The organism is Finegoldia magna, assembly GCF_002243175.1.
Taxonomy (GTDB): Bacteria; Bacillota; Clostridia; order Tissierellales; family Peptoniphilaceae; genus Finegoldia; species Finegoldia magna_J.
Genome location: NZ_NDYF01000017.1, coordinates 1 through 25,567 on the forward strand (window position 1 = coordinate 1; position 25,567 = coordinate 25,567).

27 protein-coding genes are annotated in these 25,567 nt (G+C 34.2%); 3 read left to right on the forward strand and 24 right to left on the reverse strand.

All coding sequences use genetic code 11. The features are described from left to right. The 3 genes from B9N53_RS08145 to B9N53_RS08155 all read right to left on the reverse strand — a co-directional run. A partial coding sequence (locus B9N53_RS08145) for an FMN-binding protein (RefSeq protein WP_094204500.1) occupies positions 1–4,428 on the reverse strand: 4,428 nt, incomplete at its 3' end. 244 nt (positions 4,429–4,672) lie between these two features. Continuing rightward, complete coding sequence (locus tag B9N53_RS08150) at positions 4,673–5,626, reverse strand: ketopantoate reductase family protein (RefSeq protein ID WP_094204628.1); 954 nt, start codon at positions 5,624–5,626, stop codon at positions 4,673–4,675. A 19-nt stretch (positions 5,627–5,645) separates the two neighbouring features. Next, complete coding sequence (locus B9N53_RS08155; RefSeq protein ID WP_094204501.1) at positions 5,646–7,295, reverse strand: putative manganese-dependent inorganic diphosphatase; 1,650 nt, start codon at positions 7,293–7,295, stop codon at positions 5,646–5,648. Between the two features lie 164 nt (positions 7,296–7,459). Here B9N53_RS08155 and B9N53_RS08160 point away from each other — a divergent pair, with 164 nt between their 5' ends. Continuing rightward, a complete protein-coding gene (locus B9N53_RS08160; RefSeq protein WP_094204502.1) occupies positions 7,460–7,981 on the forward strand; it encodes a cysteine hydrolase family protein in 522 nt (173 codons plus the stop codon). 31 nt (positions 7,982–8,012) lie between these two features. Here the strand turns inward: B9N53_RS08160 and B9N53_RS08165 are convergent, their stop codons facing one another. From B9N53_RS08165 to B9N53_RS08200, 8 genes are all read right to left on the reverse strand, one after another. After that, entirely contained in the window at positions 8,013–8,369 is a 357-nt protein-coding gene (locus B9N53_RS08165) for a hypothetical protein (protein ID WP_094204503.1), read from the reverse strand. 167 nt (positions 8,370–8,536) lie between these two features. Further along, positions 8,537–8,959 carry a hypothetical protein gene (locus B9N53_RS08170; protein ID WP_094204504.1) on the reverse strand — a complete coding sequence of 141 codons (423 nt, stop codon included), beginning with the start codon at positions 8,957–8,959 and terminating at the stop codon, positions 8,537–8,539. Between the two features lie 114 nt (positions 8,960–9,073). Further along, a complete protein-coding gene (gene mnmA / locus B9N53_RS08175; protein ID WP_094204505.1) occupies positions 9,074–10,174 on the reverse strand; it encodes a tRNA 2-thiouridine(34) synthase MnmA in 1,101 nt (366 codons plus the stop codon). Further along, positions 10,167–11,255, reverse strand: a complete 1,089-nt coding sequence (locus B9N53_RS08180; RefSeq protein WP_094204506.1) for a cysteine desulfurase family protein — start codon at positions 11,253–11,255, stop codon at positions 10,167–10,169. The genes mnmA and B9N53_RS08180 overlap by 8 nt, the downstream gene beginning before the upstream one ends. A 123-nt stretch (positions 11,256–11,378) precedes the next feature. Beyond that, complete coding sequence (locus tag B9N53_RS08185; RefSeq protein WP_094204507.1) at positions 11,379–12,257, reverse strand: CPBP family intramembrane glutamic endopeptidase; 879 nt, start codon at positions 12,255–12,257, stop codon at positions 11,379–11,381. 74 nt (positions 12,258–12,331) lie between these two features. Continuing rightward, positions 12,332–13,018 (reverse strand): ABC transporter ATP-binding protein, encoded by a 687-nt coding sequence (locus tag B9N53_RS08190; protein ID WP_094204508.1) that lies wholly within the window; start codon positions 13,016–13,018, stop codon positions 12,332–12,334. Between the two features lie 2 nt (positions 13,019–13,020). After that, positions 13,021–14,064 (reverse strand): hypothetical protein, encoded by a 1,044-nt coding sequence (locus B9N53_RS08195; protein ID WP_094204509.1) that lies wholly within the window; start codon positions 14,062–14,064, stop codon positions 13,021–13,023. After that, complete coding sequence (locus tag B9N53_RS08200) at positions 14,051–15,079, reverse strand: FtsX-like permease family protein (protein ID WP_094204510.1); 1,029 nt, start codon at positions 15,077–15,079, stop codon at positions 14,051–14,053. The genes B9N53_RS08195 and B9N53_RS08200 overlap by 14 nt, the downstream gene beginning before the upstream one ends. Positions 15,080–15,218: 139 nt before the next feature. On the opposite strand from B9N53_RS08200, the gene B9N53_RS08205 reads away from it, so the two are divergent. Beyond that, positions 15,219–15,410 carry a DUF4177 domain-containing protein gene (locus B9N53_RS08205; RefSeq protein ID WP_094204511.1) on the forward strand — a complete coding sequence of 64 codons (192 nt, stop codon included), beginning with the start codon at positions 15,219–15,221 and terminating at the stop codon, positions 15,408–15,410. A 28-nt stretch (positions 15,411–15,438) separates the two neighbouring features. Here the strand turns inward: B9N53_RS08205 and B9N53_RS08210 are convergent, their stop codons facing one another. From B9N53_RS08210 to B9N53_RS08220, 3 genes are all read right to left on the reverse strand, one after another. Then, the gene (locus B9N53_RS08210; protein ID WP_094204512.1) at positions 15,439–16,092 is read right to left on the reverse strand and encodes a YitT family protein; all 654 of its coding nucleotides are present in this window, start codon (positions 16,090–16,092) and stop codon (positions 15,439–15,441) included. A gap of 457 nt (positions 16,093–16,549) precedes the next feature. Next, positions 16,550–17,134, reverse strand: coding sequence for a rubrerythrin (gene rbr, locus B9N53_RS08215; protein ID WP_094204513.1), 585 nt, complete (start codon positions 17,132–17,134; stop codon positions 16,550–16,552). 82 nt (positions 17,135–17,216) lie between these two features. Then, a complete protein-coding gene (locus B9N53_RS08220) occupies positions 17,217–17,477 on the reverse strand; it encodes a G5 domain-containing protein (protein ID WP_094204514.1) in 261 nt (86 codons plus the stop codon). Between the two features lie 177 nt (positions 17,478–17,654). Between B9N53_RS08220 and B9N53_RS08225 the strand changes: the two genes are divergently transcribed. Continuing rightward, on the forward strand, positions 17,655–18,383 hold the full coding sequence (locus B9N53_RS08225) for a YdjY domain-containing protein (RefSeq protein WP_242432460.1): 729 nt from the start codon (positions 17,655–17,657) through the stop codon (positions 18,381–18,383). Positions 18,384–18,493: 110 nt separating this feature from the next. On the opposite strand, the gene B9N53_RS08230 is transcribed toward B9N53_RS08225, so the two are convergent. From B9N53_RS08230 to B9N53_RS08270, 10 genes are all read right to left on the reverse strand, one after another. After that, positions 18,494–19,111, reverse strand: coding sequence for a hypothetical protein (locus B9N53_RS08230; protein ID WP_094204515.1), 618 nt, complete (start codon positions 19,109–19,111; stop codon positions 18,494–18,496). Positions 19,112–19,188: 77 nt separating this feature from the next. Further along, a complete protein-coding gene (locus B9N53_RS08235) occupies positions 19,189–20,169 on the reverse strand; it encodes a hypothetical protein (protein ID WP_094204516.1) in 981 nt (326 codons plus the stop codon). Then, complete coding sequence (locus B9N53_RS08240) at positions 20,166–20,681, reverse strand: prepilin-type N-terminal cleavage/methylation domain-containing protein (protein WP_094204517.1); 516 nt, start codon at positions 20,679–20,681, stop codon at positions 20,166–20,168. The genes B9N53_RS08235 and B9N53_RS08240 overlap by 4 nt, the downstream gene beginning before the upstream one ends. Beyond that, positions 20,656–20,979, reverse strand: coding sequence for a prepilin-type N-terminal cleavage/methylation domain-containing protein (locus tag B9N53_RS08245; protein ID WP_094204630.1), 324 nt, complete (start codon positions 20,977–20,979; stop codon positions 20,656–20,658). Before B9N53_RS08245 ends, B9N53_RS08240 begins: the two co-directional genes overlap by 26 nt. Further along, positions 20,963–21,433 (reverse strand): prepilin-type N-terminal cleavage/methylation domain-containing protein, encoded by a 471-nt coding sequence (locus B9N53_RS08250; RefSeq protein ID WP_094204518.1) that lies wholly within the window; start codon positions 21,431–21,433, stop codon positions 20,963–20,965. Before B9N53_RS08250 ends, B9N53_RS08245 begins: the two co-directional genes overlap by 17 nt. Continuing rightward, a complete protein-coding gene (locus B9N53_RS08255) occupies positions 21,423–21,974 on the reverse strand; it encodes a hypothetical protein (RefSeq protein ID WP_094204519.1) in 552 nt (183 codons plus the stop codon). The genes B9N53_RS08250 and B9N53_RS08255 overlap by 11 nt, the downstream gene beginning before the upstream one ends. 80 nt (positions 21,975–22,054) lie before the next feature. Then, positions 22,055–22,705: a Crp/Fnr family transcriptional regulator gene (locus tag B9N53_RS08260; protein ID WP_094204520.1), complete on the reverse strand. Its 651-nt coding sequence runs from the start codon at positions 22,703–22,705 to the stop codon at positions 22,055–22,057. Between the two features lie 143 nt (positions 22,706–22,848). Beyond that, positions 22,849–24,045, reverse strand: coding sequence for a sodium-dependent transporter (locus tag B9N53_RS08265; RefSeq protein ID WP_242432472.1), 1,197 nt, complete (start codon positions 24,043–24,045; stop codon positions 22,849–22,851). Between the two features lie 65 nt (positions 24,046–24,110). Next, a complete protein-coding gene (locus B9N53_RS09450; RefSeq protein ID WP_242432461.1) occupies positions 24,111–24,257 on the reverse strand; it encodes a hypothetical protein in 147 nt (48 codons plus the stop codon). Positions 24,258–24,270: 13 nt separating this feature from the next. Next, a complete protein-coding gene (locus tag B9N53_RS08270) occupies positions 24,271–25,560 on the reverse strand; it encodes a glycine/betaine/sarcosine/D-proline family reductase selenoprotein B (protein WP_094204521.1) in 1,290 nt (429 codons plus the stop codon). Positions 25,561–25,567 lie beyond the last annotated feature (7 nt).

Genomic DNA, 25,567 nt, shown 5'->3' on the forward strand with positions numbered 1-25,567 from the left:
TACTTTTGTGTAATCAGGCTCTTTTTCAAGTGTTACTTCTACCGATCCATCTTGTGGAATGTTGGAGAATTTCTTTTTGAAATCTTCTATTGTAGGCCTTGTTCCGTTGACTATTATTGGTGACGCTCCATTTCTTTGCGGTGTGAATTTTTCTCCGTTATCTACATCGTCGTCATCTGATATTCCGTCACGGTCTTTGTCATGATACAACCAATATGTCAATGTTCTCACTAATATTTTGCCATTTTTTTCGGCTTTTAATTTTAGTGTGAATGTTTTGAATCCACTTCCATCTTCAGGCCAGCCTTCTGCACTTATTTGTGGTGTTCCTGTTATTGTCGTTCCGTCAAATGATAATCCTTGTGGCAATCCATCTATTTTTGCGATTATTTTCGCATCTTTGTCCAAACTTGTAACTGTCGCCGGTCTGATTGATTTCCCTTCGATCCATTTTTGCCCGTTGGAATCCATCAAGCTTGTGTCGATTACTTTTTGATCTACAGGGATTTCTTCTTTTGATTCTTGTTCAACTTTTTTGTCGACTGGTTTTTTCACTATTACCATTACATAGCTTTTTCCAACTTCTTTTGTCCCTTTGACTCTGAATAGCAGATTAACTCTTTGTGGAAGTTCACTTACTTTTGTGTAATCAGGCTCTTTTTCAAGTGTTACTTCTACCGATCCATCTTGTGGAATGTTGGAGAATTTCTTTTTGAAATCTTCTATTGTAGGCCTTGTTCCGTTGACTATTATTGGTGACGCTCCATTTCTTTGCGGTGTGAATTTTTCTCCGTTATCTACATCGTCGTCATCTGATATTCCGTCACGATCTTTGTCTCGATACAACCAGTATGTCAATGTTCTCACTAATATTTTGCCGTTTTTCTCGGCTTTTAATTTTAGTGTTATTGTTTTAAATCCACTTCCATCTTCCGGCCATCCTTCTGTGCTTACTTGTGGTGTTCCTGTTATTGTCGTTCCGTCAAATGATAATCCTTGTGGCAATCCATCTATTTTCGCAATTATTTTCGCGTCCTTATCCAAGCTTGTCACTGTCGCTGGTCTGATTGGTTTTCCTTCGATCCATTTTTGCCCATTTGAATCCATCAAGCTTGTGTCGATTACTTTTTGATCCACTTCAATTTCTTCTTTTGTTTCTGATTCTTTCTCTTGTGGTTTTTCTTTTTCTTTGTCCTCAACGAGTTTCTTGTCAGATTCATTTCCCGACAATTTGAATGTTACAAATATTACGCTTGGCAAGTTCGGATTGTCTTTCGATACGAGATGATAGTTTGCTTGAGTGTTGTTGATTGCAGCGTTTGATGTTGTATATTCGTATCTTTTGTTGTTTTTCGATACTGCGCGAATTTTTACTTTTGAAAATTCAAATGAAATTGGCGCATCAATTATTTGTCTGTCTGCGATGTTGTTTGTGTTTTCAAAATCTTTTGATGCGTTTTCCAATCTGTACCATTTGATTCCGTCAACGCTGTATTCCAATCCTACGATATAATCCTTGCTGTAGTTTCCAATCAAAATTCTGAACTCATCGTATGACAATGATTTTTCGTGAACAACTTTTGCTTTGATTAGGTTCGTATCGGAATATTTTGACAAATCATCCGTAATTGCGTTGCCCTTGTCATCTGTAATTGAAATTCCATTTGCTTGGAAATCTGTCCAGCCGATTTTTTCGGATGAACCGTCTTTTTTGATTACAATAATCTTCATTTCAGAAAAATCAGCTGCATCGTTTTTGTTCACTTCAATTGTTTTGTTTTTAGGTGATATAATCTTGATTTCTTTGACGTCTGAATTATTCTTGTAATCATTTGACGATTTTGCTGTCGCTTCTCTTGTCGATTGTGCGATTCCACTTGCGCTCACAGTCGCACCCGATATACTATCAAACATTTCTTTTGAGTTGTATTTGTCTGACATGTACGCTTTTACAGCTCTTGAAAGTAGCGTCAAATCAGATTCTGTTTTAATGTTGCTTCCAGAAAGTCCATTCAAAAGCGTGCCGTATTCTTTTCCAAATAATTCTTCTACTTTTGATTTCGGGTCCTTGCTATTTCTAATTTGTTCGAAATATTCGCGGTATAATCCCATTTTTGCAAGATTGAGTCGTCCTTCTTTTCCTTTTAAGAACGACAAAACTTTCTCAGCTTTTTTTCTAAATGGACCCATATCGTCTCCGTATTCAGAATCTTGACCTACTTTGATGTCAGATATTTCGCCATTTTCAACTTTGATGTAGGTCTTAGTTTTCCTTGTGTTGATGTAACCGATGCCCCATCCGCTATACTCTCCATCTCTCAATGGATTGTCGTTGTAGTATTTTTTCAAAGCGTCGTCAATTTTTTGTGGGTCATTTTTGTCCGTTTCTGGCTTGTCCTTATCTGGTTTTTCTTTTTCCGGTTGTTTATTGTCTGGTTGTTCGTTGTTTTCTTTTTCTGGTTTTTCTGGTTTTTGATTAGATTCGTTTGGAGCGACTCCTGCTTTGGATAACGCGTTGTTGACTGCATTTATAATTCCTCTGCTTGAATATGTCGCTGTGGATACTGTGTCCACTGTTTTTCCTGGTTTTCCAAGAATTCTAGAAATAACAGCCATTGCTTTTGCAAAATACGGCGCATCATCACTGTGAGATATTATTTCCACACCAGAGATTAATCCGTTAGTTATTGTAACTTTAACTGTTATTGGTCCATTGAATCCTTGTGCGATTCCAGTAAATTGACCGTCTTTTAGTTTGGCATCATTTATTTTTCCGCTGCTGTTTGTGTTATTATTTTCTGGTTTTTCTGGAATGTCTTGTGGTTTTTCTTCGTTTTTGTTACCCGAATTTCCTTGAGAATTTCCTTTAGAATTTCCTGCTGAATTTTCCTTGGATATATTTGGCGCTACTCCTGCTTTGGACAATGCGTTGTTGACTGCATTTATAATTCCTCTACTTGAATATGTCGCTTGTGATACTGTGTCCACCGTTTTTCCAGGTTTTCCAAGAATTCTTGAAACTACAGACATTGCTTTTGCAAAATATGGTGCATCATCACTATGAGATAATATTTCCACATTTGTAATTGATCCATTGGCTATTGTAACTCTAACTGTGATTGGTCCACTGAATCCTTGTGCAACTCCTGTGAATTGACCATCTTTTAGTTTTGCATCATTTATTTTACTGCTGTTATTCGTTTTTGAATTATTTTCAGGGTTGTTTTGTGTTTTTTTGTTATTTTCTTTTTCTTGGTTTTTATTTCCAGAAGATTTTCCTTTAGAATTTTTTGATTTTTCCTTGGATATGTTTGGCGCTACTCCTGCTTTTGACAGAGCATTATTCACCGCATTTATAATTCCTCTACTTGAATATGTCGCTTGTGATACTGTGTCCACTGATTTCCCAGGTTTTCCAAGAATTTTCGAAATTACACGAGAAGCTCTTTGGAAATATGGATTATCATCGTGATGAGATAATATTTCTATTTTTGCAATGGATCCTTCTTTTACTGTAACTCTTACTTTGATTGGCCCGTTGAAACCTTGTGCGGTTCCTATGTACTGACCATCTTTTATTTGTTTGCTTCCTACGGAAATTTTTCCGACAAGATTTCTGATGCTTTTCTTGCCTGATTTTGCGTTTGGATTTACTTTTGAAATCTTCGCTTTTTCCTTGGAACCTGCTTGTACCAACGCTTTGGATACTGCTTGTTTGATTGCGTTTGAAGATATCGTCGCTCCTGCAACAGAATCCACATTCACACTTCCTGTGCTTAGAATTCTGTCGATCACAGAAGATGCTCTGTTAAAATACGACGGCGTTTCGTTATTTGAAATCACATCAATATTTGTCAATTTGCCATTTGTTACTGTGACTCTTACCGATAATATTCCACCATAACCATTGGAACTTGCTTCGTACACTCCATCTTTTAGTCCTTTTGTGACTACATTTGGTGTGTTTGATTTTTGTGTTTTTTGTGCTAGTTTTGGTGTTTCTTTTTTTGAACCAGCTTTATGTAGTCCATCTCTTACAGCGTTTTTGATCGCTTCAGATGAAATCGTCGCCCCTGAAATAGAGTCCACATCGGTGTTTCCTTTTTCCAAAATCTGCGCAATAATTACAGATGCTTTTTCGTAATATTCAGGTGTTTCATTGTTTGTTACGACATTAATCGCCGACAATTCTCCATTTTTTATTTTAATTTTGACCTTGAAATCTCCACCGTATCCCTGGCTATTTCCTTCGTATTCTCCGTCTTTTAATCCCTCTACATTACTACCAGATGCTATTTGTGTTTTGTTGTTTGTAGCGTAATTTATCTTGTGTTTTTTATTATAAGAAATAATAGAAAATACAATCGCAACTGTTACTAATGTAGCAAGAGTAAAAGATAAATATTTTTTTAATTTATCTCTCTCCATATTTTTCCTTTCTATAAGAAATTTATACTAATATTTTCCAACTTATGAACTATTCATCAGCTCACAAATGGTTTTGATTATCAGTATCGCTTTTTATTATAAAAAAATTTCTTAAAAAACGCAATACTTTTTCTAAATAAATTTAATGTTCTTTTATTTGCTTTTTTATTTTAGCAAACAAAAACCACCAATAAAATTGGATAAATTCCAAAATTATTGGTGGCAATAATTGTCGTATTTTATTTTACAAACTAAACATATTGTCGTAGTTGTTCATTTGAACCATTGCTAATCTGTAGATTGTTTCGTTGACTGGAGCTTCTAGTCCAAGTTTTTTCGCTTGTCTTACGATTGCTCCATTTAAGAATTCTGCTTCTGTTTTTCTGTGTTTTTGTGTATCTTGTGCTGCAGATGGTAGTATATCTCCGTATTCTTCGAATGCATCTGTGACGTATTTTCTGAAAAGCTTGTCGCCGTCGAAGTCGTAGCCCAATTTGTCAGCAACTGCTATGAATTCATCTGAGATTTTCTTCAAAATGGCTACGGAATTTTCGTCAGTTCTAGTGTATTTTGTGGACAAATGCATTACTGCGCAAGGTAGGTTGTAGATTGCGTTGATGTATAATTTTCTCCACATAATTCTGTCTACATCTGGATTTAATTCTGTTTTGATGTCGTTCATGCTGAATGTTTTTTCGATTTCGTGGAACAATTTATCGTCGTGGTTTTCATTGATAGCGCCAAATATTACGTTGGTTTTGTCGCTGTCGTATCCTGCACTGATAACTCCTGGTTCTTCGATAGATGCAGAGATGAACATAATTCCTTGTGCGATGTTTTCCTCTTTGATGTACTTTTTCAATATATCTACGTTGCCGATACCATTTTGAAGTGTCATTACGACTGTTTTGTCGCCTACGATGTTCATATTTTCCGTCAAAATCTTTTCTGTGTCGTATCCTTTTACAAGAATTACAACGACATCTTGAACTTCCAAATTTTCTGAAGATGTGTTTGCAGATGTTACTTTTACTGTGCTTTCACCGCCAGTTCTGTCGATAATTCTGATTCCATCTTTTCTAATTTTTTCCATGTGAGCTTCGTATGGATCTACTAAATTGACTTCGTTACCAGGAGATTCGATTGCTTTTGCAAGCATACAACCCATTGCTCCTGCCCCTAAAATTGTAATTTTCAATTTATCTCTCCCTTTCAAATTAATTCTCTTGGATATATTTTAACACAGCTTGGTTAAGTTTTGGGATCATTTGTTTTTTTCTTGAAAGAAGTCCCTTTGCCAAGAATGAATTGTTGTCGATTTTAGTATCGAAGGCCCCTGCTAATTGTTCTTGGAACATTCCAGAAACCAAAACTTCGCTTTCTTCTCTGAAGATATCTGTAAGAATTAGTACAAATGTAGCTTCTTTCTTGTCGTTTCTGATTTTGTTCATTTCTTCAAGTAAACTGTCTTTGATTTTGCCAAGATTATCCAAATCCATTGAGAAGATTTGCGCTACTCTACAAGTGTATGATTCGATGTTGAATGTCTTCACATCAGTGTTTAACAAATCTGCTGGTGATTTTCCTTCTAAAGATGTTCCAGCTTTGAACATTTCCATCGCAAATTCTTCTGGGTTGATGTTGGCGATTTTTGCCATTCTATCCAAAATCATTCTATCTGTTTCAGTTGCAGTTGGTGATCTGAACAATAACGTGTCGGAAATTATCGCTGAACACAACAATCCCGCAGTTTGTCTTGTAGGAACAATTCCTTTTTCCAAGAACATCTTGGAAAGAATTGTACAAGTTGATCCAACAGGTTCGTTTCTGAAATAAACTGGGTTTTGTGTAGCTACATTTGCAACTCTGTGATGGTCGATGATTTCCGTGATGTCGCAGCATTCCATATCATCAACTGATTGGTTTCTTTCGTTGTGATCCACCAAGATTAGCTTCTTCTTTTCTTCGTTGATAACATGATATCTGGAAATATTTCCCACGACTTTGTTTTGATTGTCGACTACTGGATATGATCTGTATCTTGTCTTTGACATTGTGTTTTTAACATCTTCAACAGTGTCTGTCAATGAGAAATTAACAACATCATCTCTTGTCATAACGTAATTTACAGGCACAGATTGTGGAAGAAGACGTGCTGCCATGTATGTTTGGAATTCCGTAGAAATTACTATTATGTCTTTTTGTTTTGCTTTTTCTATCAATTCATCTGATAATTTGTTGCCACCAGTAAGTATAATCATGGACACATTCTTATCTATCGCATCTACTTGTGAGTCTTCTCTGTTACCCAAAATCACGATGTCATCTTCTTCCAAATACTTCGCCATTTGTTTCGGATCCATCGCTCCTACTACCATTTTCCCGGACAACGCCCTGTCTTCTGCTGGAATATTCAAAATATTTGCGCTCAAAACATCGATAATATTTTCCACAGGAGTTTCTGAGTGGTGAAGAATTTGATCGTCCCACACTTCCATGTAACATTTTGTGATGTCAGAAATTGACACAACCCCAAGAAGTCTTTCTTCGATGTCTATTACTGGCAAACTAGCGACATTTTTTTCTTGCATAATATTTGTCGCTTTGTAAAGGCTCGCGTTTTGGGACACGCATGTTGCCACATCAATGCTCAAATCTTTGACTTGTGGCTTCATTGAGTCCTTGAAAGTAGGTGCATCCACTCCAAAATAATCCAACACGAATTGAGTTTCCCTGTTGACATCGCCAAGTCTTATCGCTTCGACGTTTTCTTCTCCAGTTCTTTTCTTCAATTCTTGATAAGATAACGCCGCACAGATAGAATCTGTATCTGGGTTTTTGTGACCAGTTATATATATTTTATCCATATTTTCTCCTTCATAAAAATCAACCAAACATTATTTTTCTGCCGATTGATTGTTTAATTTTATTTTCCTAACCTTTATGATTATATACCAATCTTTTGATAATTTAAACACTTATTGTAAAAAATTTTGTATTTGAGATATAATAACTTAAAGGAGTGACATAAATGGATAAACTTTTAATCGTAGTAGATTTTCAAAATGATTTCGTAGACGGTGCTTTAGGATTCGACGATGCAAACAAACTCGAAGACAAAATCTGTGACAGAATCAAAAAAGCAAGAGAAGACAATGAACAAATCATATTCACATTTGATACTCACGAAGAAAATTATTTGAACACACAAGAAGGCAAATTTCTTCCAGTAGAACACTGCATCAAAGGAAGTAACGGACACAAATTGTACGGAAAAGTAGCTGAATTAGTAGAAAAAGAAGACATATTAATCGAAAAACCAACATTTGGTAGCATTGAACTTTGTGATTACTTAAAAGAACACCAATTCTCAGAAATAGAATTGTGTGGACTTGTATCCAACATCTGCATACTTTCCAACGCAATACTCGCCAAAACATTCAATCCAGAAGCAACAGTAATAGTCGACAAGAACTTGACTGATAGCTTCGATGAAAAACTAAACAAAGAAACATTCGACATACTCAAAGGAGTACAAGTCGTAGTAAAGTAAAATAGCAGCCATGAGCTGCTATTTTTGTTTTCTATTTTATATTGTCATCTGAATAACCGATTGATATGTTTTCATTGAGGACGTACTCTTTGGCGCCCTTGTAGTCTTGGTTTTTGTTGAATTCCAATAGCTTATCTTCGTGTTGTTTGGTTACATCTTTGCCATCTTGAGTCAATACCAAATGTTTTTCGTCCTTGGCAAACTTTTCTAATGTATCTTTAATTAAAGTATCGTCTTCTTTTTCCGGATTTTCCTTGACGTATCTTTCAATTATTCTATGAGTGTCAGCATCGTCAGCCTTTGTCATGTTAGTTAAAAAATACGCATTGCACACAAGTGATATTGCAAAAAGTATTGCCACAATTGTAAATTTTTTATCATTTTTCATGATACTCCTCCTTTTTCTTGAAAACCTTTTTATAAACCGTTACGATAGCTTTATCGTTAACTTAATTATATCTTTTTATTTTGAAAAATCAACAATAAAACCAAACTTTGACATTTTGTAACTATCAATCATTACCAGATGTACATCGTTATCATACATTTCTTCTTTTACAATTTATTGTATTCTTTTGTTAAGCTATCTCTCAACATTTCAATATTTTCCAAGTATTCATACGTTGAATCGTACACTTGGTTGATTTCTTTTCTAATTCTCCAATCTGTAAATGGATTGTCGAACACAATGTCTAGCATAAAATCTCTCATTGAATACAAATCTCCAAAATCTTCCAATTCCACGTTAATGTCCGATAATTCTTTTTTTAATCTAAGTGAAAGATTTTCGATTAAGTGAAGTTTGCTTTGTGCTTTTTCCATTTTGCTTCTCTTGAAAAAACCAATCATACCATCGCCGAATATAAAATCTGCCATAGCCCAGTTTTTCGCCGATTTCAAATCGTTAAGTACATCTTCAAGTTTTATTACCAAATCATCACACACATCAATAGCTTCTTTTATTTCTTGTTTTTGCATAGTCTACTCTCCTTCTTATACAATATTTACCACAAATATCGTCAATTTATTCACTATTTGACATTTTGTAACAATTCAAAAAATCCACCAGATTTTACAACCTAGTGGACTTGCTTATACCATTAATTTTTTATCTCCATTGTACACTTCGTCTATTATCGCTGAGCCTATGCACACTTCGCCGTCGTAGAACACTGCTGCTTGTCCTGGTGTTACGGCTTTTGTGTCGTCATAAGTGACTTCCACATGCGTGTCGTCGATGAATTTGACGTGCGCTTTGATGTCTTTTTGTCTGTATCTGAATTTCGCTGTGCAATCAAACTCATTTCTGTCCAAATGATTAAGCGATGTTTCAAATTGACTGGCGTATAATTTGTTGGAGTACAATAGTGGGTTGTCTTCTCCTTGGCATACGATTAATTCATTTTTCTCCAAATTTTTCCCGCACACAAACCACGCTGCTCCATCTCCTCCAATTCCAAGCCCTCTTCGTTGACCGATTGTGTGATACATAAGCCCATTGTGTTTGCCCATTACATTTCCATCGACATCTACGATGTTTCCTTGTTTTGCTGGTAAATAATGTGACAAAAATTCATTGAAATTTCTCTCTCCTATGAAACAAATTCCCGTAGAATCTTTCTTGTCAGCCGTAGCCAAGTTATATTTCTTCGCTATCTCACGCACTTCTTTTTTTTGAAGTTCTCCAACTGGAAATATTACGTTTTTGATTTGGTCTTGCGTAAGTTGGCTTAGAAAATACGTCTGATCCTTGTTATTATCAAGCCCACGAAGTAGCTTCACTCCATCATCACATCGTTCGATTCTAGCATAGTGACCCGTCGCCACATAATCTGCGCCTAGTTTCATCGCAAAATCCAAGAACGCTTTGAATTTGATTTCCTTGTTGCACATTATGTCGGGATTGGGAGTCCTGCCCTTTTTGTATTCGTCCAAGAAATAAGTGAACACTCTGTCGTAGTATTCCTTCTCAAAATTAATCGAATAATAATCTATGCCGATTTCATTCGCAACAGCCACCGCGTCCTTGTAATCTTCTTCTGCCGTGCAGACGCCATCATCATCTGTTTCGTCCCAATTTTTCATGAAAATTCCCACGACATCATAGCCTTGTTGTTTCAACAAAAGTGCCGCCACTGACGAATCCACGCCCCCACTTATTCCTACTACTACTTTTATTTTCGAATTATCCATTGTATTTTCCTTTTTCGTACAAATCATTTAACACATTTACTGCTTTCAATATTTCTTCTTCTGTATTTTTAAAACCAAAGCTAAACCTCACCGAATGTTCTGCCCTTTGTCCGTCGTACATATTTTCAATCACATGAGAATTCGTGATACTACCTGCAGAACAAGCAGACCCTGCTGACACGCACACCCCGTGCATATCCAAATAAGTCAACAAGAAATCATTCTTCTCAAAAGGAATGTACAAGTTCAAAATATGAGATGCAGAATTGTCCACATTACCATTAATTTCGTATTTGAATTTGATGTTTTCAATGAAAATCTTCTTCAAATTTGCAATATACTCACGTTCTTCGACAGATTTTTGCAAAGATTTCTCCAAAGTAAATGCCCCCATCACAAAAGAAGTGCCACCTCTTCTGTAATTTTCTTGCTCACCTGCATAAATCAGATTATTCAAATCCTTCCTTATATACAACACCCCGAATCCGTTGAGTCCTCCTAGTTTGTGTCCCGAAAACGACAACGAATCGCAGTGCAAATCCTCAACGTCGACATCCACATGACCCACCGATTGAGTCGCATCGATATGATACCAAATGTCCGTATCCTTCAAATATTCGCCAAGTTTTTTCACAGGTTGAATGGCTCCCGTTTCATTGTTTACATGTTGAAGAATAATTAGCTTTGTATTAGGTGTGATATTTCGTATAATTTCATCGCAATCAACCACACCGTTTTGTTGTGCATCTATCAAAATTACATTAGATTTGTTGTGATCTAGTGGATTCAAAATAGATGGATGCTCTATTTGTGATGTGATAATACCGTAATTCTCATCAGAAAAATTATTGATAATATAATTGTTGGATTCGCTCGCACCGCTTGTGAACACAATCCTATCATCAGAAGTATTCAAAAACTTCGCAATCTCATGACGGGAATTCTCCAAAGTCTTCTTCGCAAGTCTTCCCATTTTGTGAATACTATCAGCATTCGCATCAAAATCCATCATATTATTCATAATATATTCAATAAGCTCCACCCTTTTCAAAGATGTCGCCGCATAATCCAAATAAATCATAATCTAACCTCACTTACATGCTATTATACTATAGTTTTTCAACAAAAAAATCAACATCTGATTACAATAAACAAAAAACCTCAATGCGTATTTACACATCAAGGTTTGTCAATAATTTCAAATTTATTCTTTTAAATCTTCGTAATTCAAATGTCTGAGTTCTCTCTTCTTTTTAAAATCTTTCAAGAAAACAAACATCAAAACCATACACACAAGCATTACAATTCCAAAAATCGACGAAAAACTTTGCACCACAGCCTCATTCGAAGAAATAACCACGCTGAAAGTGTTGTTAATCATGTGAAGAAGAATGGATGCGTAAATGCTTTCTGTGTAATAATACACCGCACAAATCACAATCCCTCCGATTAATGCATACGCTCCTTGGAACAAATTAAAATGGAACACTCCGAACACAATTCCATTCAGAATAATTGCCCATTTATAAGGAAGAAGTCGTTCGTTTTCTGTGAATAAAGTCCCACGCAACATCAACTCCTCTGAAATCGGAGCGAAAATCGTAATAGCAAGAACGGACAACATCATATTGCCCTTCATCAATTCTTCAGATGCCTTGTTGTAAACTTCAAGGCTGGACACGATTTGTGGGAAGAATTTGCCCAAATACATCATCAAAGCAACAGTAATATTGATAAGACCCATAAGACCAATTCCCACCACGAAAAGCTTCACGATTTCAGAAAAAGAAATCTTTCTTTTCTTTAAGTAATCCCTATTGTATTTCGTTTGAAAAATCTTTGTTCTAAATTTAATGATTAAAAGGAAAATAATAATCCTTAGGATTTGTCCACAAAGAAGAAAAGCCGCCCCATTTTTCGCATAAAAATCTTGGAAATTACCATCAAATCCTACAAATTGGGCAACAATTCCCCCAATAACTCCAACAATAAGCTCTGGAATAACGAACAAAAGTAAAAGAATAACTCCTTGTAGAATCGCAATCATAAGATTAGAAAATTTTAGTTTTTTTGTATTCTCCATAAAAACCTCCAGTTAATTATATATACCCAAGTTTTCTTGCAATTAAAAATCAAGCACTAGGCTTGATTTTTAATTTATTCTCCAATTTCGTAAAACTTCCCATCTATCAATTCATATTCCGCAAAATCTTTGTTTTTCAAATTATCAGTCAAATACTTGTCGTGACTGACAACTACGATAGTTTTTGATTTTCTTTTCAAAACTTCGATATATTCTATCAGCTTGTCCTTCATTCTCAGATTAAGCGTGTTCGAGGGCTCATCCATTAGAATAACAGACGGCTCATTCACCAAAGCTCGTGCAATGGTCACTTTTTGTCTTTCTCCTCCTGATAGATACTTCACTTTTTTGTTCAAAATCTCCGTTATTTCAAATTCTTCGCTAATCTCTTGAATTCTTTTTTTCCTGTCAGCTCTCTTGTATTTCGATGAGTAAATCAATGGTATGAGAATATTATCGTAGGTAGTCTCTGATTCTATCAAATTGTATTCCTGAAAAATAAATCCAAACACTTCATTTCTGTATTTAGACATATCTTTTTCAGTAAAATCCCCAACTGATTTGGAATCCAGAATATAATCTCCTGAATATTTCCTGTCCAACAAACCCACAATCTTCAAAAAAGTAGTCTTACCTGCTCCATTTTCTCCTGAAATAATGATATTGTCCCCATCGTTTATATTCATTTCAGCATTATCCAATACAAGGAGTTTTTCACCATTTGTGCTGAATTTTTTGGTCAAATTTTTTATTTCTATCATAATCAATCACCTATCAAATCAATCAGATCGCTTCTTTTCAAAATCAAATACATAACTATTTCTAATATCAATATACATAAAATCATGTAAATAAACGCCACTATCGAAAAAGTATTAATTGCAAATCCATTTAATACAAAAAACAAACAAAATGCTGCAGCATTTACTAAAACTACGAAAACGGAGTTTCGTGCCATAATATCCTTGGTTCTAGCTCCTGATAAAATGTGGATTTTGTACTCTTTTTGTAGATTTTTTAGCATATATTTGAAGAAAATCACAAAACCCAATATCGTTGTTACAGTCATAATCAGACAATACACACCAATGTATTTGAGGATGAATGTATTTTCATCGTTGTCATGTTTTTTATTTGTGTTATTAATGACCATTAGCTTGTTCCCATCGAAAAACTTCTCAAATTCTCTGTCAATGCCTTTATTTATCTCATCTTCTGAAAACTTTGCATTCTCAATTAAACCAAGTATATCTGCATCACGAAACTTGTAGCCACTAACATTTTTATATTTATCGGATTTTATTTCCAATAATACTCTTTTATCGTAATCAATAGCGTATTTGATTTCTTGATTCATCATATCATAGTCCATCGCATCATGAGAAACCACTTCAAATTCCGCCTCATTCTTCAAGTCAGTCACATTTTTATTATCAACTAACCAAAAAACTCTGCCATTAGTGTTTTTGTTGAATTTTCCAAACAACACAATTATATCTGTACCGCAATTTCTACAAAGCGATGAATTCGTAGTATAAGTGTGCCCGTTTTTGGAAAATATATCGTCCAGTTTTTTTCCATAAGTATTCGAATAATCGTATCCTTTATCATCAGTTGTCTCTAACACAACAGTGCTATATGAAGGCTGTTCACTTAATTGAAACTTCGCGAACGTATTTCTCAAATAAGCATCTGTTGCAGATTCCACAATTATTCCCAATGAGAAAATTAAGAGTACCATCAAACAAAACACAACTTTATTTCTGAAAACATCCATTAGCCCTAGTTTAATATTATCTTTTATCATACAAGACCTCTTTTTCAAACTCATCGTAGCTGAGTTTAACTCTTAAAGCACTCAAAATCACAGTCAATATTATTAGAATAATCTGCAATTGCAATATAAGATAAATCGTGATTTTGTTTTCATTAATAATTGCGAGATATCCATACGTCAACGCTGTTGATATTGCACATGTTATAAAACTATATCCAAGTGCTTTTTCAATGAACATCTTCATGATGTCTTTTAGTTTTGCTCCAAAATTTGCACTTACAATGACGAATTTCTTGTATTTGTTCAAAAACATCCACAATGCAATTGCATACATTGCCACAGCCATGACCGTGCTATTAGTAATAAACTGAGCATACACCTTGTATTCTGGATATGATTTTATTAAATCTCTCAAAGTAAGCTTGTCGTACATTTTGATTTCTTTTCTCTTATATCCGATTTTTTCAAGAGAATCTGCAATCGGTTTCAATGACTTATCATCACTAGAGTCTATGTAAAGTGTTGAAATGTTTTCTGGTTTAATTGTGAACAGATTTCTCACTACATCGACTTTTCCATCATTAGCAATGAAAGATTGAACATCAAACATATTAATTATATCAGTATGATAATTATCTTCTATTTCTTTTTCATCGTAATCTGATATTTTCCCTTCTACTAAATAAGTCACTGGATATATCAAAATAGACACGTTATTTTTGTTTTTGTAATCTTCTTTTGAAAAATACCTAAATATAGTTGGATCAATTATTTTTGTAGAACCCATATAGTATTTCATCACTGGGTCATATATTGCAACATCCTTGGAGTTTTTTATTTCAGCTACAACTGATATGTTTTCATTCATATTAAGAAAGTCAAGGCTATGATTATTATTGTTTGATTCAAAAGCTATAAATTTGTCGCTCATAAAGTAAGGAGAAGGTTTTCTGTTGTTGCCATATAAATAATTAAATCCAAATATCAGTATTGAACTAGTCAGAAATATCAATAGGATTATTATTTTATTGTCTTTGAGTCTCATATCCCCCTCCTTTGATTTTGCACATCGTTTTCTTAACCCGATTATATATCTTATTATTGTATTTGTAAATCATTTGATATATTATTTTAAAATTTGGGGTAATAATCTATTAACAGCAAAATAAATTGAGGAGATTATTATGAAACAAAAATACGAATACAAATACGTTGAAGTGAGAACTTGTGGATTAGCATCAGATGATTATAAAAAAATCATAGATGATCATGCCAAGGAAGGTTTTAGGTTTGTGACTACTATCAATAAAACTAAAATAGCTATTGGATACAATCCTAAAATTGATTTGGTGTTTGAAAGAGAATGTGAGCAATAAAAAAAATCAAGCACAAGGCTTGATTTATTTAAGCTTTTGATATGGCTTGATTTGCCATTTTGATTTCTGAATTTGGAAGTTCCACTTCGAATTGTCCTATCAAAAATGATGATATTACAGTTGTCAAAAGTGAGAACATAATTCTGTCGACTGGAATGTATAAAAGTGACAGTGCCAACACTGTTATATCCGAGAACAAATACGCTAATGATATTTTAAGTCCCGTTTTTGTGGATATCGTCATTGCCAAGGCGTCATCGCCACCTGCTGCTCCACCTTCACTTACTACAAGTCCGCATCCCAATCCGATGCAAATTCCTCCGACAATACTTGCTAACAATGGCATATCGTACATACTTGGTAACACTGGCCCTATAATATTGAAAAATTTCGCAAATACGGCAAATGATATTGTGGCTACGAAAGCTTTCTTCACAAAATCAAATCCCATTATTGAAAATCCAAGAACGTAGCAGCTCACATCCAATACTACTGATGTTATTGATTGGTCAAATCCGAAGATTTTGTTCAAGAACAACATCATTCCAAGCACTCCGCCCTCAGTTACGCCTGATTGTTTATGTACGTTCACTACTGCGAACGCCATTATTGCACATCCTAGGATTATTTTAAGTAATCCTTTTTTAGTTAATCCGAAAAATTTTAGCATTCTACTAAGCATTTTATCTTCCCCCGTTTAGAAATTAGGAAGTTAAAGTTGACCACGAAAAAAAGACTGCGGTTCAAGTTTAACTTGCCTTTGCAATCTCTGGTTTTGATGCTTTTTTGTTTGCTGATTTTTTCTTGTAAAAACTCTGAACCTTATTGTTCTTTTTAGCCTATAAGAGTATCACATCAGATCCTTTCCAGGCTCTTTATCGAGCAATAGTCATCAGATAAAAACTACCAAATATTTATTTGGTACCCATAGATAAATAATTACAACGAAATTATATACTAATTTTAGCTAATTGTCAATGGTTTTGGTAAAATGTTGGAAAATTGTGTGTAAAATTTTGGTATGATATGTGTGTGTTGTTTACACTTTCGCTTTAATATTTGAAATTTAAAGCGAGAATGATTTTCCCAAATAAGAATCCCCAAAAGCCACAAAACTTTTGGGGATTGATTGTCTAATTTTAATAAGTTTCTTTGAAGATTTCGAAGAATCCTTGTGGATGATCACATGCTGGGCATTTCTTTGGTGCTGTTTTACCTTCGTGAATGTAGCCACAGTTGTTGCATTTCCATAAGTATACTTCTTCTCTTTCGAATACTTTTTCTTTTTCGATATTTTCTAATAATTTTCTGTATCTTTTTTCGTGAGCTTCTTCAACTTCTCCGATTTCAGTGAATACGTGTGCGATTTCCTTGAAGCCTTCTTCTTCAGCGATTTTGGAGAATTCTGGATACATTTCAGAATTTTCAAAGTGTTCTCCTTCTGCTGCTGATTTAAGGTTACTCTTAGTGTCTCCTAAGTGAACTGGGAATCCTGCTTCGATTTCTATTTCAGCATCTTGTAAATCTTCACTCAAAAACTTCATGAATCTTTTTGCGTGAGCCATTTCGTTTCTTGCTGTTTCTTCAAAAATCATAGAAATTTGAACGTATCCTTCTTTTTTTGCTGTTTTAGCAAAATATGTATAACGCATATTTGCTTGACTTTCCCCTGCAAATGCTGCCATTAAATTAGTAGCTGTTTTTGTACCTTTTAAGCTTGCCATAATTTTTCCCCCTTGTAAATTTGAATGAATTTAACAATTCATTTCTAATATAACTATACCACAAACCAAGAATTTTATCACATTACATGTCAGATTTGTTCAAGTCCAAATCGTTAATAATTCCCTTCGTTCCAACTCTTATAACCGTTGGAGAGCCTTCTTCGATTATTTCTTCCTTTTTAATTGTCGGTTGTCCGTTGATATCTTCGTAGTACAATTTCTTAATAGTAGGTGTTCCCTTTTTTATCACGATTTCTTCACCTTGACGCATATTATTATCGTAAATTTTTTCAATCTTAGGATTTTCTTCTACAATTGCCACGTCTTCTCCGTATTTTTTCACACTAATCACCTCTTTTATTATTATACCTTAGATTTCATTTATTTATTCAGCTTATAAGTAGTGTGTTATTTATTAGATTTTACAATAAATGAACACTTAAAACTATGATAAAATATAGCTATAGTATTAATGAATGAAACGAAAATAATTAAACTATTCAAAGAAGGGATGATTTTTATGAGAAAATTCAAAATTTTGGCATTATTATTAATGGCAAGTTTGATGTTCGCAGGATGTTCTAAGGAAGATAATAAACAAACTTCTTCTACAGAACAAAAAACAGAAGAAAAAACTGAAGAAAAGAAAGAAGAAAAGACTGAGGAAAAAACAGAAGAAAAGAAGGAAGAAGCACAAGAACCTACAGCTGATAATCCTATGATTGTTGACGAAGCTAACAAACAAATCAAAGTTTATGCTGAAGTTAACGATAAGTTCAAAAACGAAAGCACAATGCATGCTATCGTAGCAAAATCAGGTAAAAATAACGAACAATCAATGTTTGTTTCTTATGCTAACCAAAATGATTTGTACGATGCATTAGAAAAAATCGGTGCAAAACCAGGTAACAATGTTACAATGGACAACATGGGAAAAGAAGCCGTTAAAGGTGATAAGATTGATCTTACATTCAAATTCCAAGGATCAGACAATGAACAAGGAATCAACGATGTTATAAAAGATTCTTCAGGAAAAGAATTCGACATAAGATTTGGTGGTAACCAAAAACCAGCAAAAGATATGAATACAGGTTGTATGACATGTTTGCAAAGTTGTCCTTTGGGAATAACTTCAAACGCAAATCAATTAATCGGCGCTGACGAAAAAGACGGAGTAAAATATACTTTGGCTGATTCAGTTCCAGCTGATAAAACACCTGTTGTTATCACTTATAAATTAGCTAACTAACCATTTCATTTAAAATTCTCTATTTAAAAAGGTAGGCTTTTATTAGCTTACCTTTTTAATTTTTGTATGTATTTGCATTCAAAAAACGCCCACAGTTGTGAGCGCTTGTGTTATAAGAAAACAATGTTTGTCGTTTCTATCCAATTTATCACTATGTTGTAAATGAAAAGTCTAACAAATCTCAAGCCAATGTACAAAGACATGAATGTGATGATGACGTAAGGTATTTTCTCAAATTTGAAGTTTTTGATGTTAAGTCCCAAGAAAAACAACAATATAACGAAAGCTTCTGCAATAACAATGTAAACTCCCAGTGGATAAAGTGCCATTGACATTGCTGCTTGAAACATAACTAATAGCAATATGCTGTAGTTTTCGTCTTCTCGCCAATCATCTTTTACGAAAAACTTGTTAGCTACTCTGTAAATTATTTTGAATTTAAGAATAGCAAATGCAAATATAAACACGCATCTTATCGCAAAATAAATGTATCCTACGAGAAAGTTTCTCCTGATAAATGCAATTGTGTCAAAGCTTGAATAATATTCCAAAATAGCTGTGATGATAAAAGCTAATAATCCCATTTTAAACAAGCCGTGTTTTTTATTTTTGAATCGATTTTTCGGAAGTTCCAGTGTTTCTCCCATAAACTCGAAAATCTCATATACATTATCGTAAAGCTCAGATTGTTTGCTATTCATTTCACCTATTTTTTTTAATTTTTTCATAAGCAAACCCTCCCCTTTTCGCTTATCATATATATATTATACATCATTTCAAAGTAGAGTTTCAATCATTCCATCGATTATTTGTAATAACTACCCGCAAACTCGTATTTTTTACTCGTGTATTTTGTTTTATCTTCTGTAAATTTTATGTCGACCTCTTTCGTTGATAAATATTCTCCATTTACTTTATAACTATCTGCGTTGGAATTTTTGAGTATCAATATCCCATTAACCGTAATTTCAGGAGTTTTTTGGATTTTTTCATTTTCTACATAATACACGTTAACCTTATCGATGAACACTCCATCTATTGTAACATCGTTAAGTATCGTGATATCTTCTGAATCAATTAGAATGTTTTTCTCTTTTCTGGAAAATTCTACTAATTTAGTAAGAAATTCATCATCTATTTCTGTTTCTTTATCTCCGTCATTTTCTTCAGAGCCATTTCCCTTTTCATCTTCCGAAACTTCTTCGTTGTTTTGCTTTGTTTTTTCGGCTACGAATTCATTGTATTTTTCATCAGCGACCTTTTTGTCCACAAAATACGTTTCATCATTCAATGAAAATATTAAACAATCTTTTATTCCGATGCTTTTCTTTCCTTCAATGATTTCCGGCAACAGTTCGTCGATTTTTTCTTCTGATATAATTCTTTTTTCAAAAGGGTTTTTCCTATTATACACCATTCTAGTCGTTACTCTAGATCCATTATTTTCTGGATATTTGCTTGTAAATGAGAAGATTTTTGTTGCTCCATCTTTCTCTTCGCAATACTTAATCTCCGTAGGGCGATTGAATTCTGGGATATCTGCAATCTGCAAGGTAAATGTTCCACTTTTAGAATTTTTCTTCAATTCTTCATCAAAAAGTTTCCTTTGATTGATGATTCGAACCTTTGAATAAGCAATCGCCTTGGCTTGAATGTAGTCGTATTTGTAGGCGTTCACAGTTCTGATATTTTTCACTTGAACTATCAAAAACGCAATGACAATCATCAACACGAATATCATGTAAAGAGCATAAATTGTGATGTAGGCTTTGGATTTTCGTTTCATTTTACCTTATCTCCAATGTAGACTACAAGTGTCTTTCCATTTTCTTTTAAATAAATGTAATTGCCATCCTGACTAAATGTGAAATCATCGGCGTTGTCCTTGAGTTTGTTCTGAGTTATCCTACCGTTGGGCCCGTGTTCTTTTAAATCATCAAAACTACTAGGATCTGTAAAAGCGTATCGTATGATTTTGCCGTTTTCTTTTGTAAAATACACATAGTTTTGCTTATCATCAATATATTTTACTAGTACAAATCCCATTGATTGGTCGAAATGAGTCCAATTAGGCTTTTCTGTAATTACAGACCTCGACCTTTCGATTTCGTTTTTTATGTAATATGCGCAGTGGTCGACATCGTCCACGTTGTTTTTCAGAGTAAAACCCGACTGCATAATTTTAAAATTAGTCTTAAATGATAGGAAAATCACACCCAACACTACGGAGAATATGAACAAACTCACCATAACTTCAAGCAACGTAAATCCCCTACTTTTCTTTGTAAAATGACACATCTTTCGTGATATCTCCATTAGTTACACTGACATTTACCTTAACCAAATCTCCCACATCATCTTTTGTTACAACGACTTTTGAATTCTCATCAACAATTGAATCATCCACATCATCGTGCGCTTTCAAATATTCCACAGAATTGTCCAAATCGCGTAGCACAATATTTTCAGTGTAGGATTTATCCTGCATCGTAATCACATTTTTAAGCTGTGGATAGTACACTACGACACAAAGACTCACCAAAAACAATGCAAACAAAACCTCAAGTAGTGTAAATCCCTTATTTTTTCGTCTCATCCACATCCACTCTCCCTGTCGCTATGTAACAATTTATCCTGTATGTTTTGTTTTTGGTTTCGTAATAAATAGTCGGAAAACGTGTTGCTGCAGATGACTTGGATATATTTGCTCCGATATTTCCAAGGTCTATAGTACTTATCCCTTCTTCACTTAAGCTAAGCGTCCCATTTTTCAAATCTCTTTCAAAAAGATTCTTCATTTTATTTGAATCGTAAAAATAATAGTAATTTGTGTCGAATCGAAATTGAATACTTCTTCCCGAATTCATCGCAACACTTCTGGCACTTTTCAAATCGCTAACAAGCGTATTAATCTCTTTTCTACTTGCAACATCAGTTTTGAAGTCGTATTTAAAAACGCAAGTCATAATCACAACCGAAATTATGAACAGACTCACCATCACCTCTATTAAACTGAATGCCTTAGCTTTCATTTTTAATTTAGAAAACATTTCCCATCACCACATACAATAAAAAAGAAGACCAAATCACAGGAATGAATGCAATCTCCTCATTATCTTCTTTTCTTAGAATATAAATTAAAGCCCTGATTCCACTAATAATCCCCAGATAAAACACAAAACTCACCAAATCAGCGAAACTTCTGCTCATACCAAGTCCTAGAATAATCAAACAATCCACATTACCCATAAACTTTTCCTCGGTCAAAAAATTAAACATCAAAATAACCAATAATAGCAGAAAACTCGTCAGGAAAAATCTCGAAAACACAGAAACAATAATGCTACAAATGATGAAAAACACAACATTAATCCAGTACACCTCATTAGTTTTGAAATCATCAACCATCATGTCGCTACAGCCAAGTAATAATGCAAAATCGTAGTTTGATGTAGTATTCGTAATGCGAAATATCGCATACAAAAATGCCGAAATCAACACAAACACTCCAACGTTTTTGATGGACAATCTCTTCAAATATAAATCCATCAAACATTTAGCTATCAACATCAAAACTATTATGGTTTCCATATTTTCCTCCATAACAATATTATATTATATTTTTAGCTAAAATAAACATTTTTTGTATTGGTTGATTTCGGTCGATAAAGCTAGTCAATCATTTTACGTAAATAATCGCTGTCTATTATGCGAATTTCCATTCCTTCTATGCAAATCGCCTTGTCTTCAGCGAACTTCTTCAATTCTTGATTCAAACTTGGTCTGTTGACACGAAGAATATCTGCAAGCATAGTTTGTGAGGTTGGAAGTTTCAAATAATCAACTTCTTGCAAATGGAGTATCCAGTAAGATAGCCTCTGTGATACTTTTGAATACTGAGTCGCTCTGATTACAAGTTTGTTAAAACAAGTGTATTCAGCTACAAATTTCAGTATATTTTTCGTTAGGACGATGTCTGTGTCCATGATTTTCTCAAACTCTTTTAGTGGCAAGAAATACACTTTTGTTTTCTTGGTAGCATATACATCGTATGGAAACTTTCTCGTGTGTCCAAAATACAAGTAAAATGGAAATGCGTCCCCTGCAAAATAATACGAGGACACTATTTCCTTTCCATTTATGGTGTATTCACACGCTTTTAAGCAACCTTTGTCAATAAACATTGCATGCTTCAAATCTTCTTCCTTGCTAAGAACCTTTTCACCAGATTCATAGTTTTTCGAAAAAACATCTAATTTAAGTAGCTCTCTCTTTGATTTCTCCGATATATTATCGAATAGTTTAAAGTCTAATATTTTCATTTAAAACCCTCTTCTCTTACTTAAATTCTAACAAAAAAAGTTTTTAGTGTAAATCATTTAACTAATATTTTACACATCAAAATACCAGAATTAGAATGATATCTAACTCTGGTATTTTATATAAGAGATATGAAATTGTTTTACTAGAATATTCCTAGTCCTTTAAGGAATATTATTATCAATACAAATGGTAAAACATATGATACGTATTTCATAAACTTAGGCACTTTTATAGAATTTGCTCCGTTATTGACATCTTCTCTAAATACATCGAATTTCCATTTGAATAATGTGTAAAGTATCAACGCTATAGCGCCAAGTGGCATTAATATATTTCCTGATAAGAAGTCTGCAAAGTCGAACAAGTTTTTGTCCATTATTGTGACTGACTTTAGTATGTTTTGTCCAAATATAGTTAACAATCCCACAACAAATATTGATGTTAGTGCGTAGATTACGCCTTTTTTTCTGTCAATATTAAGTAATTCAGTAAATGATGAACTTACAGGTTCCAAATATCCTAATGCGGATGATAACGCTGCAAAGAACATCAATAAGAAGAACAATACTCCGAAAAATCTTCCGAATGGCAAATTCATAAACACGTTACTCATAGTTACGAATAATAGGTTTGATCCTGAATCTGGTTGTAATCCTAGTGCAAATACTGCTGGAAATATTGCAAATCCAGCGATAAGAGCTGCCAGTGTGTCAAATCCTATAACCATTAATCCATCTGTTGGTATGTCTGAGTCTTTGTTAAGATAAGATCCATATACAAATGCACCACCACTTGCGATTCCTACTGAGAAGAAACATTGTCCTAGTGCTGCTAGTATGGATTCTGCATTGATTTTTGAGAAATCAACGTTCATATACCATTTAACACCTTCAATTGCATTTGGAAGAGTTATTGATCTAATTACAACTGCTATTAGCATTATAAATAATGCTGGCATCATAAATTTACAAGCTTTTTCCAATCCGTCGTTTAAGTTTTTAGCTGAAATGACACCAATTATGATTGTACAAATCAATGTAAATATTAAAAGCGTCATTGGAGAATCCAACATTTTACCAAAGTTTTCAGTGTACTGTGTTGCTGTAAATCCTGTCATTTCCCCTGTAAGCATTTTCACAAAATAGTTTAATATCCAACCCATTATTTGAATGTAGTAAGTTAGAATGAAAAACGCACTCAATACTCCAAGCCAACCGAAACTTACCCAAGGGCTGCCTTTTTTAGTTAGATTTCTCATTCCTGCAATTGGACTCGCTTGCGCTTTTCTACCAAGTGTAACTTCCATATAGAATAGAGGTATCCCAATGAACACACATATTAGAAGATAAACTAATACGAACGCTCCCCCTCCATTTGTACCAACTAGATATGGAAATGAAGTTTTTAACGATTTTGCAGAAAGTCGTCAAAACCTCCATTTGTACCAACTAGATATGGAAATCTCCACACATTTCCCAATCCAATGGAAAATCCAGCTGCCGCCATGATATAACCAAATCTACTATTCCAATTACCTCTATTGTCGCTCATAATTACACCTCCATTAAGACTTAAATATAGTCGGTTTGTCGACTTTTGTTTCTAATGCCTTGATTGCACGTTCAACCAATTCTTCTCTTAAACCATCTTCACGAGATTTCAATTCTGGATTACCGACTGGGTATGGAATTGCGACTGTAGGTACAATTCTGTTTGCTCCTACTGATTGTGAAATTGTAGTTATAGTAGCCATATGAACTATAGGGATACCATATCTTTCGATTTCTTTTACCATCGTTGCACCGCAACGCGTACAAGTACCTCAGGTACTAGTCATTATAACGCCGTCAACTTTAGCATCTTTCAATTCTTGTCCAATTTCCTTACCAAATCTCTTAGCATTGGCTACAGATGTTCCTGTTCCTGTTGTAGTGTAGAAATATTTGAACACATTTCCTATTACGCCTTCTTTTTTGAGTCTTGTAAGCTGATCCAAAGGCGCAACTCTGTCTGCTTTTGCATTACAATATACAGGGTCAAATCCACCGTGGATTGTTATGAATTTACCTTTTAATTCATCCAAATCACTTACATCGTATTTTGCCCATTTTTGAGCTGATGCTGATTGAACTTTGTCAGGGTTTCCTTCAGGAACAACACCACCTGTTGTGATAAGTGCTATAGTAGCCTTATTCATGTCAGCTATTGGAGCTGCTGGTTCAACTTCGTCAAATTCTGGCATTGGAAGTTCTGTTTCAAATTCTTCATCGTTAAATCTCTTAAGAAGCATTTCCACTGCACGACGTGCACCGATTTTGTCAGAAAATTCTGTCAAACGTCTACCTTGTGCAAGGTAATTGTCTTCTTTTGGAGAAAGATTCTTTCCTTCGATAATTTTATTTGTCAAAGTAGCCATTTCTTTTATAGCTTGTCTCATTTTTGCTGCAGAGTCTGCAGTTTCAATAATGTAGCTGTGAAGTCTACACATATCGACAGCTGGGTTTTCAATGTACATTCCAGTTACAAGTGGGATGTCTTTGTCTTTTAATAAATTGATAACACCAGAACAAGCCATACCGTATCTACCAGCATTAAATGCAGGTCCTGCTACGACAATGTCAGGATTAACTTTTTCAAATACATCTAATATAAATTTGTCTGATTCTTCTTTATGTTCGTTGTAAAAATTGTCACCACAAACGACAGTTCCAACAACTTCACCATCTACCAAAGCCTTATCAAAAGCTTGTGCACAACCGATCGGTTTGTCTTCAAAATGAGGCTTATAATCAGCTTTGTCTTCTCCACCTATTTGTCCAAAAAACTGATTTACGTAGTATAATATTTTTTTCATAAAAACC

What these genes read in the sequence shown, in the direction of transcription:
- B9N53_RS08155 (WP_094204501.1), bottom strand. Translation starts at nt 7,295, where the DNA reads ATGGATAAAATATATATAACTGGTCACAAAAACCCAGATACAGATTCT.
- B9N53_RS08160 (WP_094204502.1), top strand. Translation starts at nt 7,460, where the DNA reads ATGGATAAACTTTTAATCGTAGTAGATTTTCAAAATGATTTCGTAGAC.
- B9N53_RS08165 (WP_094204503.1), bottom strand. Translation starts at nt 8,369, where the DNA reads ATGAAAAATGATAAAAAATTTACAATTGTGGCAATACTTTTTGCAATA.
- B9N53_RS08170 (WP_094204504.1), bottom strand. Translation starts at nt 8,959, where the DNA reads ATGCAAAAACAAGAAATAAAAGAAGCTATTGATGTGTGTGATGATTTG.
- mnmA (WP_094204505.1), bottom strand. Translation starts at nt 10,174, where the DNA reads ATGGATAATTCGAAAATAAAAGTAGTAGTAGGAATAAGTGGGGGCGTG.
- B9N53_RS08180 (WP_094204506.1), bottom strand. Translation starts at nt 11,255, where the DNA reads ATGATTTATTTGGATTATGCGGCGACATCTTTGAAAAGGGTGGAGCTT.
- B9N53_RS08185 (WP_094204507.1), bottom strand. Translation starts at nt 12,257, where the DNA reads ATGGAGAATACAAAAAAACTAAAATTTTCTAATCTTATGATTGCGATT.
- B9N53_RS08190 (WP_094204508.1), bottom strand. Translation starts at nt 13,018, where the DNA reads ATGATAGAAATAAAAAATTTGACCAAAAAATTCAGCACAAATGGTGAA.
- B9N53_RS08195 (WP_094204509.1), bottom strand. Translation starts at nt 14,064, where the DNA reads ATGATAAAAGATAATATTAAACTAGGGCTAATGGATGTTTTCAGAAAT.
- B9N53_RS08200 (WP_094204510.1), bottom strand. Translation starts at nt 15,079, where the DNA reads ATGAGACTCAAAGACAATAAAATAATAATCCTATTGATATTTCTGACT.
- B9N53_RS08205 (WP_094204511.1), top strand. Translation starts at nt 15,219, where the DNA reads ATGAAACAAAAATACGAATACAAATACGTTGAAGTGAGAACTTGTGGA.
- B9N53_RS08210 (WP_094204512.1), bottom strand. Translation starts at nt 16,092, where the DNA reads ATGCTTAGTAGAATGCTAAAATTTTTCGGATTAACTAAAAAAGGATTA.
- rbr (WP_094204513.1), bottom strand. Translation starts at nt 17,134, where the DNA reads ATGGCAAGCTTAAAAGGTACAAAAACAGCTACTAATTTAATGGCAGCA.
- B9N53_RS08225 (WP_242432460.1), top strand. Translation starts at nt 17,655, where the DNA reads ATGAGAAAATTCAAAATTTTGGCATTATTATTAATGGCAAGTTTGATG.
- B9N53_RS08230 (WP_094204515.1), bottom strand. Translation starts at nt 19,111, where the DNA reads ATGAAAAAATTAAAAAAAATAGGTGAAATGAATAGCAAACAATCTGAG.
- B9N53_RS08235 (WP_094204516.1), bottom strand. Translation starts at nt 20,169, where the DNA reads ATGAAACGAAAATCCAAAGCCTACATCACAATTTATGCTCTTTACATG.
- B9N53_RS08240 (WP_094204517.1), bottom strand. Translation starts at nt 20,681, where the DNA reads ATGTGTCATTTTACAAAGAAAAGTAGGGGATTTACGTTGCTTGAAGTT.
- B9N53_RS08245 (WP_094204630.1), bottom strand. Translation starts at nt 20,979, where the DNA reads ATGAGACGAAAAAATAAGGGATTTACACTACTTGAGGTTTTGTTTGCA.
- B9N53_RS08250 (WP_094204518.1), bottom strand. Translation starts at nt 21,433, where the DNA reads ATGTTTTCTAAATTAAAAATGAAAGCTAAGGCATTCAGTTTAATAGAG.
- B9N53_RS08255 (WP_094204519.1), bottom strand. Translation starts at nt 21,974, where the DNA reads ATGGAAACCATAATAGTTTTGATGTTGATAGCTAAATGTTTGATGGAT.
- B9N53_RS08260 (WP_094204520.1), bottom strand. Translation starts at nt 22,705, where the DNA reads ATGAAAATATTAGACTTTAAACTATTCGATAATATATCGGAGAAATCA.
- B9N53_RS09450 (WP_242432461.1), bottom strand. Translation starts at nt 24,257, where the DNA reads ATGAGCGACAATAGAGGTAATTGGAATAGTAGATTTGGTTATATCATG.